Annotated in this window: 11 protein-coding genes; 3 read left to right on the top strand and 8 right to left on the bottom strand. The window is 66.1% G+C overall.

From position 1 onward, the window contains the following. Positions 1-35 precede the first annotated feature (35 nt). From ACFYP5_RS34180 to ACFYP5_RS34215, 8 genes are all read right to left on the bottom strand, one after another. A complete protein-coding gene (locus tag ACFYP5_RS34180; RefSeq protein ID WP_389043031.1) occupies positions 36-1,163 on the bottom strand; it encodes an SRPBCC family protein in 1,128 nt (375 codons plus the stop codon). Continuing rightward, a complete protein-coding gene (locus ACFYP5_RS34185) occupies positions 1,156-1,758 on the bottom strand; it encodes a hypothetical protein (RefSeq protein WP_389043032.1) in 603 nt (200 codons plus the stop codon). Before ACFYP5_RS34185 ends, ACFYP5_RS34180 begins: the two co-directional genes overlap by 8 nt. After that, the gene (locus ACFYP5_RS34190; RefSeq protein ID WP_389043033.1) at positions 1,755-2,036 is read right to left on the bottom strand and encodes a gas vesicle protein GvpG; all 282 of its coding nucleotides are present in this window, start codon (positions 2,034-2,036) and stop codon (positions 1,755-1,757) included. The genes ACFYP5_RS34185 and ACFYP5_RS34190 overlap by 4 nt, the downstream gene beginning before the upstream one ends. Positions 2,037-2,057: 21 nt before the next feature. After that, a complete protein-coding gene (locus tag ACFYP5_RS34195; RefSeq protein ID WP_389043035.1) occupies positions 2,058-2,771 on the bottom strand; it encodes a GvpL/GvpF family gas vesicle protein in 714 nt (237 codons plus the stop codon). Between the two features lie 3 nt (positions 2,772-2,774). Further along, positions 2,775-3,227: a gas vesicle structural protein GvpA gene (locus ACFYP5_RS34200; protein WP_389043037.1), complete on the bottom strand. Its 453-nt coding sequence runs from the start codon at positions 3,225-3,227 to the stop codon at positions 2,775-2,777. 112 nt (positions 3,228-3,339) lie between these two features. Next, the gene (locus ACFYP5_RS34205; RefSeq protein WP_389043039.1) at positions 3,340-3,639 is read right to left on the bottom strand and encodes a gas vesicle protein; all 300 of its coding nucleotides are present in this window, start codon (positions 3,637-3,639) and stop codon (positions 3,340-3,342) included. Between the two features lie 646 nt (positions 3,640-4,285). Continuing rightward, positions 4,286-4,786 (bottom strand): DinB family protein, encoded by a 501-nt coding sequence (locus tag ACFYP5_RS34210; RefSeq protein ID WP_389043041.1) that lies wholly within the window; start codon positions 4,784-4,786, stop codon positions 4,286-4,288. 196 nt (positions 4,787-4,982) lie between these two features. Beyond that, positions 4,983-5,714, bottom strand: a complete 732-nt coding sequence (locus ACFYP5_RS34215) for an HAD family hydrolase (protein WP_389043043.1) — start codon at positions 5,712-5,714, stop codon at positions 4,983-4,985. 477 nt (positions 5,715-6,191) lie between these two features. On the opposite strand from ACFYP5_RS34215, the gene ACFYP5_RS34220 reads away from it, so the two are divergent. The 3 genes from ACFYP5_RS34220 to ACFYP5_RS34230 all read left to right on the top strand — a co-directional run bounded on the left by ACFYP5_RS34220 (position 6,192) and on the right by ACFYP5_RS34230 (position 12,276). Further along, positions 6,192-6,707, top strand: coding sequence for a DinB family protein (locus ACFYP5_RS34220; RefSeq protein ID WP_389043045.1), 516 nt, complete (start codon positions 6,192-6,194; stop codon positions 6,705-6,707). 515 nt (positions 6,708-7,222) lie between these two features. Further along, positions 7,223-8,281, top strand: coding sequence for a VWA domain-containing protein (locus tag ACFYP5_RS34225; RefSeq protein ID WP_389043047.1), 1,059 nt, complete (start codon positions 7,223-7,225; stop codon positions 8,279-8,281). A 548-nt stretch (positions 8,282-8,829) separates the two neighbouring features. Beyond that, positions 8,830-12,276, top strand: a complete 3,447-nt coding sequence (locus ACFYP5_RS34230; protein ID WP_389043048.1) for an NACHT domain-containing protein — start codon at positions 8,830-8,832, stop codon at positions 12,274-12,276. Positions 12,277-12,585 lie beyond the last annotated feature (309 nt).

Genomic DNA, 12,585 nt, shown 5'->3' on the forward strand with positions numbered 1-12,585 from the left:
CATGCGACGGCGTCGGATCGGAGGCGCAAGAGATGTCAGTTACGGACGCGTCGACGTTCGTCGTCGTGAGTTGCGCCTTCGTCCTCGGCGGAGTAGTCCTTGTCCGTCTCGTCGTCGACGTTGTGGACGTCGTCGCCGTCGACCGGCTCGTCCTCGTCCTCGTCGACGTACTCGTCGTCGGGGACGTCTTCGGCGGTGGGCTCCTCGTACTCCTCGTACTCCTCGTCCTCGGGTTCCTCGTCGTACTCGTCGCCTTCGGCAAAGGTGTCTTCGTCCGCAGGGTCGGAAGCGTCGTCGGTGGAGTCGTCGTCCGCCACTCGTTCTTCTGCCTCCACGGCCTCCTCGTGGCCGACCGTCACCTCGCCGTCGTGAATCTCTCCGCGCCAGCCATCGGTGGCTTCACCTCGCATCATGATGAACTTGCGGTAGAGCTTGAGGTCGAGACGGGCACGGCGCCCCTGAGCCCGCCAGATGTTGCCGGTCTTCTCGAACAGGCCCTTGGGGAAGTACTCCAGAACGAGAAGCACGCGCGTGAGGTCGTCGGTCAGACGGTGGAAGGTCACGACGCCCTTGACGGTTCCCTTGGCGCCTTCGGTGGTCCAGGTGATGCGCTCATCAGGGATCTGTTCGGTGACGTTCGCCTTCCAGCTGCGGGTCGACTTGGCGACCTTCACCTTCCAGTTGCTGGAGGTGTCATCGGCCTTCTCGACACTCACCACGCCCTTGGCGAAGGTGCTGAATTCCTGGAATTGCGTCCACTGGTCGTACGCCTCGCGGACCGGCACGCCCACGTCGATGTCCTCGACGATCGTCACGCTCTTGGACTTGCCGCCACCGCTCTTCCGCCCCTTGCCGAACAGACTCTTCACCTTGTCCTTGAGCGTGTCCTTGAGGTGCGAGGCACCGACGGTCAGGGCAGCCTGCCCGGGGGACTTGCCCTCGCTCAGGGCCTTTCCGCCCTTGGCGACGCTGCTCGCGAGCCCGCCCATGCCCTCCTGCGGGTCGGCGAGCTTGGCAACGCCTGAGCCCAGCGAGTGACCGACACTGATGAGCGCGTGCTCCGCGCGTGCCCGCGCGTACTCCTGGAGCGCCTGCTTCAGTTCCTCCGCGGCCGGTGACTTCGCCACCTGATCCTTGAGGGTCTTGAAGGTGGAGTCAGTCACGGTCGCCCCCACGTTCGCTCGTCCGGCGAGCCGAACCGGGGGAGGTCCGAGCTCCCTTCGACTTCGACGCGGCCTTGCGTGCACCGGAAGCAGCCGTCTTGCGTGCCGTCCCCGTGCTCGACCGTCCTGCACCCGACGTCTTGCTCACAGCTCGCTCGGTGCTCCGCTCCGCGGGTGCGCTGCGTCGCCGGGCCGGCTTCTTCTCGGCCGCCTCGCCGTCGGCGGAGTTCTCGTCGTGCTGCTCGTCCTCGTCGCGCGCCTCATCCTGCGCACCGTCGTCGTCATGATCGGAGGAACGGGCACCGGTAAGAGCTTGGGTGCGCTCATGCAGCGAGTCCGTCAAGCCGGACACGCGTTGGGTGAGCGCAGACGTTGCGGCCGACTTGGTGGCATCGATGAGTTCGGTGCGCACCTGATCGTTGAGTGCGCCCCACACAGGTGACTTGCTCACCACTCGGCTCAGCTCTCTGAGATCCAGCGGGATCTTCTTCCCTGCCAGGAACATCCCGAAGCCGATGGCCATCTTGGCCTTCTTGGTCCTGCCGAGCAGGTAACCCCCTACGAGGGCCAGACCTATCTTTCCGTTGTTGTTCATCTGTGGTGCCTTCCTGCGTCGTGGTCAGGAAGGCCGAGCCTCTGGCGCTCGGCCATGATCTGCTCCAGTCGGTCCAGCAGTTCGTCCTCTCGCCGGTCGAATGTGTCCTCGCTGATGCGCCCCTCCAGCAGGTCCCTTTCCAGCTGGGCGAGTTGGTCCCGTACGGGGGCGGGGTCGTAGTACTCCCGCTCGGTGGCCAGGACCAATTGGTCGACCACCCAGGCCGCGCCGCGGACAGGGGCGAGGGGGAACGTCACGATCTGCGTGATGAGGCCCATGCTCGGTGCGCTCCTCGCGGGTCAGACGAAGCTGTACGGGGGCAGTGGGCCGTTCAGCGTCAGGTGGTAGGCGTCTCCGAGCCGCTCGGCTTCGCCGTGCACAGCCTCCGAGAACGCCGGCGCGTCGTCACGCTTGAGCAGGAATGAGACGTTCAGGAAACTCCCCTTGGGGGGATCGGCGGGCGACACCCTAAGAGCGGACGCGGCGAGGCGTGAAGTCAGGGCCCTGTTCGCCTCGCCCTCCCGGGCGGAGACCTCGCCGGCTATCAGTTCGCCCAGGGCCATCCGGTCCTCATGGGCGGCAGAACCGTATCGGGTGAGCTCGTTGAGCTCGCGTATCCGCTCCGAGCCGGCCAAAATCTCCCGCAGCAGGTCGTGTTCGTCGCGTGAGGCCTTGAGGTTGTACTCGATGCAGCCATCGAGCTCGTCGAGTCGCCGGGCGTACGGATCGTGCTGCTCGCGCAGCGCGGCGAGCACCGCGTCGTCGCTCGGCCCCACGATCCCGAACCGCATGGGCAGGGCGGCGCCCTCCGTCGACAACTGCTCCAGGACGCCCTGATGGGCCAGAACGTCTCGACGCTTGGCGCGGAGGCCCTCCGGGGCATCGCTCACCACGGCGGCGAGCGTCTTGAACGCGACCGAGCGCAGCGGCGCCGAAGGCTCGCCGACCCCCTTCAGCGTGTCGAGGTGCAGGGGATGGTCGGCCTTGGTGATGGCGTACAGATATGTGGGCACGGGTCAGTCCTCCTTGCTACGGCTGGTACGTCGGCTCGTGGAGGAGGAGGTCTTACGCGCGGGTCGCGTCTCCTTCTCGTCCTGCTCCTCGTCGGAGCCGCGACTGCCTCGGCCGAACGACTCCCCGAACGCCTCGACGGCGCCGGTCAATGCACCCTTGGACTTCCCCTTGGCGCCGCTCTCCGTTGCTTCGCCGACAATGTCCGTCAGCTGAGTGGGAGCCTTACGCCCGGACTCCAGGTCCAGTCGGTTGCATGCCTCCGCGAACCGGAGGTACGTGTCGACGCTGGCGACGACGACCCTTACGTCGATCTTGAGTATCTCGATGCCCACGAGGGACACCCTGACGAAGGCGTCGATCACGAGCCCTCGGTCGAGGATGAGTTCGAGAACGTCATAGAGATTGCCCGAGCCGCTTCCGCTGCTCGACGCGTTTGTCTGCTGAACGACACTCATGTTCTGCTTCCTTTCCGGTGTACTCCTTGAGACCTCGTAAGAGGGCAGGACCCGGGCATCGCCGGTTTCGCCGGAGGACTGCTTCCATCGGAGGCGTGGCCTCCGACGGCGCTCAACGGTCGATGTGGCCGCGCGAGTAACGGCGGGTCCGTTCGTAGCCGGTGAGCTCACCGCCGCTGTCCATCCGGACGCGGTAAGAGGCCATGACACTGGTTGTGTCCGGTACGCGCTCGATTTCCACCACCTCGACGACGGCTGTCCAGCCGTCGTCTGTGGCATTCACGGCCGAGACGGAGGAGGCTTCCCGCCCGAGCAGTTCAGCAAGCTGATCGGCCGCTCGGCGCATGGCCCGTACGACGGATATCCGCTCCCCATCGTCGGCCTTGCTGCTTGTGCCTTCCTGAGTCGTCATGTTCTTGTCCGCCGCCCGTCCTATCTGTTTCGTGCCTGAGTCCGGTCCGCTCGTGTTTCGCGGCTGCATTTCGCGTGCCCGGCGATCGCGTACCTATGCAAACGGGGCACGACTCTGCCGAAATCCCGCCCCGTAATGGCCCCTGTCAACTGGGCGCATGACACAGGAGGACCCCGGTCGGGCCAGGTCACCGGCGTACGTGTGACGAATCCGGAAACTCGGCGAAGAAGTTGCCGCTCGGACGCCACGGGCGCCCGAGCGGCATGAGGGAACCGGTCAGGGGTCCCGCCACATCGAAGAAGGCCAGGAGAGCGGCGGCGGGCGGCCTGACAGCGCCCGAGTCGAGCTGGTGGATGGCGGTCCGGCCGGCCTGGTGGCGCGTCGCCGGTCGGACCAGCCGAGCCGATGGACGGCACCGTGGTTGGGCCGGACGCGTGTCGTCACCAGCCTCCAAGGGCTTTCCCGCGATCCCTGGCGGGCGACGACGACAGCCACGGCACATCGCTGCGTTGTCAGGGACGTCCCGAATACGTCCAGTATGAGGACGCCTCTGCGCCTTGCGCTGCACCGCATCCGACGCCGCGCGCTGATCCACCAGGGATGACGTGACAGATCCCAGGGCAAGATCTGGACTTGCGGCCGAACGCTATACGCCGGTACTACCGTCGATGCTTTCTCGAATGATGTCCGCGTGACCGGCGTGCCGGGCAGTCTCCTCGATCATGTGGAGCAGAACCCACCGAAGATTACGATCCACGAGTTCGGGTCGCCTGCACGGAGCCTCCAGCGCCAAGCCTGCGACGATATCCCGCGAGATGGCCACCTGCTCCTCGAAGAAGACCGTCCAACGCTTCACCGTGTCCTGCTCGTCGACATGGAAGTCCTCGTCCCTCCAGTCCTGAACCTCCGCTTCGGGCCACTCACCGGGGAGTGTCCGCCCCGCAACGATGACCTGAAACCACCGGCGCTCCCAGAGCGCCGAGTGTTTGAGCAGGCCCATCAATGACAGCGGACTCACCGTCGGTGTCATGCGGGCATCCGTGTCGGAGACACCCTCGATCTTCCGAAGCAGATCGGCGCGCTGCTTGTCGAGAAAGCCACAGAGGGCCTCCCGCTCGGTAGATGTCGAGAACTGGTTGGTTGTCATGTTGCGGACGCTACCGGACCACGAGGGCAGCCCTTGGGCGCGTGGCCAGTCACCGTGACGTTGCTGATCGGGCCGAGGCGAATGAGCCGAGCCACGGTAGTCGGAACCTGGCCATGATTCCTGGAATCAGCTGATGGGTGCCCCTGGGGGAAGGCGTTGACCTGGGTCGCAAACTTACGACGGCCGGGAGAGCCGGTCAGGCGTACGTGCGTGACAGGTGGTCGGGAAGGTCGGTGAGCCGTTCGATGCGGAGCACCGTCTCGTCTGCCGTGGGCGATGGTCCACCGGTGACGAAGTCGATGCCGCGGTCCAGCCAGATGCCGGTGAGTCCGGCGAGGGCGGCTGCGTTTACATCGCTTTCCAGCATGTCGCCCACGTTGACCGCCTGCGTGGGGTCCGTCCGCATCCGCCGGCAGGCGGTGGCGTAGGCGACGGGCTTGGCCGCACCGAGCTCGGTCGGGGTCAGGACGGCTTCGAAGTATTCGAGGAGGCCGAACCGGGCGAGCTTGGCGCGCTGCTGCTCGGGGTCCCCGTTGGTGAGAACAGCCAGACGCGGTCCTCGGGGAAGCCGTTTCAGGGTCTCCAGGCATGGTTGGACGTCGGGATAGCACCGCCAGGACTCCTCGAACACCGTGAGGTAGCGCTCGGCGATCCAGGTGTCCAGAAGGCCGGGACTGTCAGGAACCGGCTCGCCGAGCATCGGCAGGAAGGAACGGAGCCTGCGTCGGTGGTGCTCGGTGAAGGAGCACTGACCGGCCAGGTATTCCCGCATGTGGCGCGCCTCCAGCGTCCACCACAACGTCACCAGTTCCTCCGGTGGAGCCAACGCGTTCGGCGCGGCCTCGACGATCTGGCCGATCGTTTCCAAGACCGCGCTTCGATGATCGACCAGGGTGCCGTCCAGATCGAAGAAAATCACATCTGCCATAGGACGATCATTCGTGGTGCCTGCCCCTGACGCCAGAAGGCAGGAATCACGATCTTCCTTTCGGGATGGCTGTCCAGGTCGCATGGCGCGGGATATGGAACGTGTGAATGCGGTTCGTCCTGCGGGCTGAGGAGGGAGTCCGCGGTCGGTCTCGGGCGCGAGGAGTTCGGCGTGCTGGGTCATGGAAATCACGGTCTACGGCTGGAGTACCAAGGGGCCCGCAGGGCATGCCGATCCGCATGCTCGCGGAGCGCCACGACCTCGGCCGGGACGTCCGCTTCGCCCTGGAGCCCCAACGTCCGACCGCCGCAGAGACGAGTCGGACGACCGATCCATCCAGTGGCGAGCTCGCCGAACCAGTGCCCGTCGGGCGGATCCGGCCAGGCCCTCCGTGCGCACAGCCGGTGCTGCGGCACTCGACCGTGTTTCCGATCAATTGGGTCGACACTCCTTATGAGTTGCGGGAAACTTCCCGCGATGACTCAACGAACCGACACGCCTCCCACGTGGGACGAGCGTACGCAGCTGGCCACCTTCCTGGATTACGCCCGTGACACCGCGCGAGCCAAGTGTGAGGGCGTGTCCGCCGAAGACGCTCGTACGGCCCCACTCCCGAGTTCACCGCTGATGACGTTGTGTGGACTGATCAGCCATCTGCGGTGGGTCGAGTACCACTGGTTCCAAGTGATGTTTCTGGGCGAGGAGCTTGTGGGGCCGCTCACCGAGGCGACCGACGATGACCCCGACCCCGAGATGCGGACAGCAGTCGACATCCCGCTGCCCCAGCTTCTCGCCGAGTACGAGGAGCAAAGCGCCCGCTACCGCCGCCTGGTGTCCGACCACGACCTGAACTCGACGGCAGAGCGTCCCATCAGCGACGGCCGTCACGTCGACCTCCGCTGGGTGATCCTCCACCTCATCGAGGAGACGTCCCGCCACAACGGTCACCTCGATGTCGTCCGTGAGCTCGTCGACGGGCGGACCGGTGCCTAGCATCTGTCGTGCGGGTCACGAGCGGAGCCAAGGCGGATCGCCGCGACGGTAACGGTGCCGTGGGAGATGTAGGCACTCTTGTCATACGTCGTGGCGACGGTGCGGTCGGGATTCGGTCGGTGCCGTCCGCGACCAGCGCCTGTGCCGTTCGAAGACGGCTCCGTGATCACCTGAGCCGTGCCTGCGCGTGCGCCCGCGAACCAGCACCATGCGAGCGAGTTCGGCCATCAGGCCCATACCGGTGACGTCGGGCCAACCGCGAGGGCGACGGCACCCAGGATGACCGACCCAACGCCTCCTCCGCGCTGCCCGGCCTTGGATGGATGCAACTTCAGCCGGACCCATTCGCCACTCGACATGGGCCGGCCCTCGGGCCTGCCCGGCATCCTCACGGTGACGGTCGACGGCCACCATCGCGAACTCGCACGCAGTTGCTTGGGCGTTCGACGCCGTTGTCAGTGCCTCCCCATAAAGTGAAGACATCACTCGGGGAGCGTCGGAGGGGGAGCACAAACGTGCCCGCAATCAAGATCCAGCACAAGGTGAATCACGTCGCGCTGGTAGTGGACTGTTCGGGTTCAATGCGTCCGCACCAGAGTCAACTCATACGAGTTGTGGACGAGTTCGTGGCGGGCTTGAAAGCCGAGTCGGACAGCCTCGGCCACGAGACACGGATCAGCCTCTACTCCTTCGACCACGAGGTGGAGAACCTGGTCTGGGACATGGACGTGAAGCATCTGCCGTCCATGCGGGGGCTGTACCGGGTCAACAATGGCGCTACGGCACTCATCGAGGCTTCTCTGAAGTCCCTGGACGACCTGGGTCATATTTGGGAGGAATACGGCGAGCACAGTTTCCTCCAGATCGTTGTGACGGACGGTGAGGAGAATGCCTCCGGCGGCGACAGGCGGCACGACGGCGACATGGCCATCCTCGGCCCCTGGCTCGACAAGATCGCTGGGAAGATGAGCGGGCTTCCGGGCCACTGGACTTCCGCGATCCTCGTTCCCAACTCCCTGGCCAAGCGCACCGCCCAGAACTACGGTTTCCCGGCCGGGAACATCGCCATCTGGGATGCGGATTCCCAGAAGGGCGTCGAGGAGGCGATCGGCACCGTGCGCGCTGCCGCCACCAGCTTCCTCCGCGGGCGAGAGCAGGGGGTGCGCGGCACGAAGAACCTGTTCGCCGTCGGTCAGGACATATCGGTTGACGAGGTGCGGGCGAACCTCGAACCGATTCCGGCTGACAGGTACCGGCTCCTGAAAGTCGACCAGGAGACCGAGATTCGCCCCTTCGTCAACTCGCATCCAGGCGTGACGTACGAACGTGGTTCGTGTTACTACCAGCTGGGCGCCCGTGCTCAGGTTCAGCAGAACAAGGAAGTCGTCGTGGTCGAGAAGGACACCGACCGCGCCTATACGGGCGACGCGGCACGCAGCCTTCTGTTCGGTACGGATGTCCGGGGGACCGTTTCCGTGAAGGCGGGGAACAACCCCAAGTTGGAGGTGTACGTGCAGAGTCGTTCGGTGAACAGGAAACTCAAGCCTGAGACGCGTCTGCTCATCATGCTCTGAAGTCGATGAGCGAAGAGCCGAGTGGTCCGGGAGCAGCCTGCTCCATTGCTCGACACCGCCGTGAGCAACAGATGCCGCCCCGTGCGGTCACCGGTGGCAAGCGGCGGTGCGAAGGCCGCTCTTCGCAGACGCTGACAGTGACGCCTGTCCCGCCTCCTGACGAAGTGGGTGGACCTGTCGCACGCACCAGCCCAAAGCGACAGGAACGTTGTACACGTTCGGCTGCACCGACCGGCGTGCGTTCCGGTGTACGCCGACGAGAGTGCCGGCCCGACGCGCGAGCAGTGTCCTCCCCGCCGACGCGGGGGTATTCCGTCCGCGGCAGCGGGAATGGCGTTCTACCTGGTCAGCGGCATGGCCGGGGTCGTGGTCCCTGACGGTCGGTGCCGGCCTGCGATGTTCGAGGGAACTGATGCTGACTCGATGGTTACTGTCCTGACCAGCCATCAGGAGCGATCCAATCGTTTCGTCAAGAGGCCCTGACACCGGATGTGCGAGGCGCCTTAGGATCGGAAGGCAGCGGTCGGCACAGTTCTACGGGGGACAACTTGGAACCAACTGCCATCGGCGCCCGACTGGCCTCGGCTGCGATAGCGCCGCTCGTCAAGAAGCTCTTTGTCACCGAGGGTCCCGGAGCCGGCCTGGTCGACAAGCCGATCCGCATCTCCGGCTACGTCTCGTTCAAGGGCGAGAAGCGAGTTCTTACGGAATCCGATGTTCGTGAACTCGCCGCCAAACTCGTCAGACAAGCGTTGCGCGCAGGCGAACACCCCATCCGCTCGGACGAACACCAGGCTGTCACCGACGCACTCGCCGGCACCCTTCAGGCCCTCGGCGAACTGACCATCAGCGATCTCGACGCCGTCCGTCTCGGCCACCAGGCCTTCGCCCGCGACCTGCGACGTGCGAGCGACAATCCCGGACGCCATCTCACAGCCGACGGCGCGTACTTCTACGAGGGTTTGCTCGACACCGCCTGCCTGCATATCCTCCACTTCTTCACGCAGCGCTCGACCTTCGTCGCGCACACCCTGGTCCAGCAGACCCGTGCGGTAGACGAACTCATCCTCAAAGTCGACGAGTTGCTACGTCGCAGCACACTCCCCGGCGGTGAGGAAGCCGCTTTCGAGCAGGCGTACCTGGCGCACATCACCAAGAAGCACGGCAGGCTCACCATCTACGGGATCGATCTCAACAACTCTCCTGCACGGTGGCCGTTGGACGTGGCGTATCTGAGCCTGGAGGCGTCGCCGCTGTCTTGGCCGTGGCAGTCGTCCGCATGGCTTCGCACGCTCGGGCACGGCACCGGTGGGGACGACTCCGTCTCCCACCACCTGCGCAGCTCCTCGACCGCCACCGGGGCCGTTCCGCAGGCCGAGGCCGGAAGTCCGCCCTCGTCCGACGCCAGGGAGCAGATGGAGGACGCCTGGAAGCGACTCCGGCTTGCGGCTGCCGAACGGCCCGAGCCGTCGCAGCGGCACAGTTCGAAGACTGACCGCCTGAACTCCCTCGTCCTCCGGGAGATGACAGCCGACCAGCCGTTTCGCGAGTCGCTCACCTCGCAGCCTGCAGACCAGGCTCTGGCCACCGACCGGCGCATCCTCCTCCGGGGCGAAGCCGGCTCGGGCAAGACCACCCTCATCCAATGGCTCGCCGTCAGCACCGCCCGCCAGGACCTGCCCGACCGCATGGAGTACCTCTACGACCGCATCCCGTTCGTCCTCCCCCTTCGGACCCTCACGCGCCACGGGGAGCGACTCCCTGCCCCCAAGGACTTCCTTGCCGCCACCGGCTGCCCACTTGCCGGCACTCAGCCCACCGGTTGGGAGAACCAGGTCCTCGTCGCGGGGCGTGGTCTGATCCTCATCGACGGCATCGACGAGATCCCCGATCGTGAGCGTGAGCGGACACGGAGGTGGCTGCAGGACCTCATCGCGACGTACGACGGTGACAACCGGTGGCTGGTCACGTCCCGCCCGTCGGCCGTGGACCAGGGATGGCTCACCGAGGACGGTTTCACCGGGCTGACGCTCTCCGCCATGGGCCACGCCGACATCGCCACCTTCATCGGACGCTGGCACGACGCCGCCAGGATCGGCGTCGACGATGCCGCCGACCTCGACAGGCTGGAGGCCCAGCTCCTCACCGCCGTACGAACCGAGCCCGATCTCGGCCGCCTGGCCGTCAACCCCCTGATGTGCGGGTTGATCTGCGCCCTCCACCGTGATCGGCGGGGCTATCTCCCCCACGGCCGCAAAGACCTCTACGAGGCCGCGCTCTCGATGCTCCTCAGCCGCCGGGACCGGGAACGGGACATGACGGGGCCCGACCTCGCCGACGACCCGCAACTCGACGTACTTCAGCGACTTGCCTACTGGCTCATCAGGAACGGCCGTACCGAGATGGACCGTTCCCGCGCGGTGGACATCATCGGCCGGGCCCTTCCCGCCGTGCCGGAAGTGGCCGAGCTCGGTGATGCGGAGAGCGCCTTCGAGTACTTCCTCCAGCGCAGCGGGCTGCTCCGCGAACCGGCCCCCGACACGGTGGACTTCATCCACCGCACCTTCCAGGACTTCCTCGGCGCCCGGGCCGCCCTCGAAGAAGGCGACCTCGGACTGCTGATCGCACATGCGGCGGACGACCAGTGGGCGGACGTCATTCGCATGGCGGTCGCTCTCGCCCGCGCCGGCGAACGCGTCACCATCTTCTGGGGACTTCTGGACCTGGGCGATCGCACCGAGGACCATCGCCTCAAGGCCCGCATCTACCTGCTTGCCGCCGCCTGTCTGGGACACGCGACCTCCCTCGATCCCGCTGTACGCCAAGAGGTGGAGCAGCGCACCGCCACCCTCATACCACCGGGAGACCAGGAGGAGGCCCGGGCCCTTGCCGAAGTCGGCCCTCTGATTCTCAATCTCCTGCCGGGCCCGGACGAGGTCGGCGACGTGGCCGCACTTCACGTGGTCATTGCGGCCACCCACATCAAGTCGGACGCCGCTGTCGCCTTTCTTGCCCGCTTCGCCGAGCACCCCTTTCTCCCGGTGCGCTCCCAGCTCTCATGGGCGTGGTCGCGTTTCGACACGGCCCAGTACGCCGAAGAAATCATCGCGCGCCTGGATCCGGCGAACCTCAACTACGCGATCCGGTCGGACGACCAGCTTCACCAACTGAGCCGACTCGGGCTGGAGCCGGAGAGCATGGACGTCAGGGCCGGTGTGTCCCTGGAGGCCCTGGACTCGTACCTCTCCCGACACAGGACCGCGCTCCTCATGCTCTCGAACGACGCGGCTTCCGACCTCGGCTTCCTGGACGGACAGACGGAGCTGAGGTCCCTCGTCATCAGCGCCTGCCCGGCTCTCGTGGACATTACGACGCTCAGTGGGCTGTCGATCCGGCATCTGGACATCGACGGTGCCAGATCGGACATGGACCTTCATGCCTTGTCTCAGCTGCGGAATCTGGAAACCCTTATGATCAGCGGTCCCTCCGGCCTGGAGTGGTCCCCGCAGGATCTTCCGGTGGAAGCCCCGCTGAACAGCCTCAGCGTGTCCGGGGAGGCGCGCCCCAAGAGAGGACTCGAGGGGCTCGGTGACTTCACACAGCTCACGAGCCTCACGCTCAACCGTCCGTCCAGTCCCGCTTCGACCGACGACTGGGAGCAGATCGGTGGTCTGTCCCGTCTCACCGACCTCAGCACGACCGCTGCGTCATTCGAGACCCTTCCGGCCACCGCGCTCCTGAGCAGCGTCTCCAGCCTGTCGCTCGTCGGCGGCGGCGGTGAGCGCGTTGTCCAGGCGGCGGTCAATCGATTGGCGGAAGCGTTCCCGGCGCTGATCTTCTGCGAGTTCACCGGAGACATGACGGCGGAAGGGGACGTCGACCTTTCCCCGTTGGCCGAATTGCCTCACCTGCGAAGCCTCTCCCTCGCGATCGACCGCGATCGCGTCCGGGGAATCGGTGCACTGTCATCGTGGGTGGACCTGCACCTTCTGTGACCTGACCTGACCTGACCTGACCAGGCGCAAGCGCAGTGACGATGGCAGAGGCGACCCGGAGGCCGCCCGCGGACCCCGAGCCGTACCCGCTTGGACAGCAGCGACCTGTCGCAGGGTTCGTAGTTCATCGCCGACGACGGTCAGCGACCCGGCGGATCGCCTGGACCGCGGTGGCTCCGCTCCGCTGCCCGCAGGCCGGCCGACGAGGGATCACTCTCCCGCTACGGTCGTCCCGCTACAGGGAGCGGCATCCGCCTCGGCCGACACGGAGCTCCACCCCCTTGGCCGGCACGTCGGAGCGGTCGACGA

Source organism: Streptomyces sp. NPDC005262 (genome assembly GCF_042872425.1).
Lineage (GTDB): Bacteria > Actinomycetota > Actinomycetes > Streptomycetales > Streptomycetaceae > Streptomyces.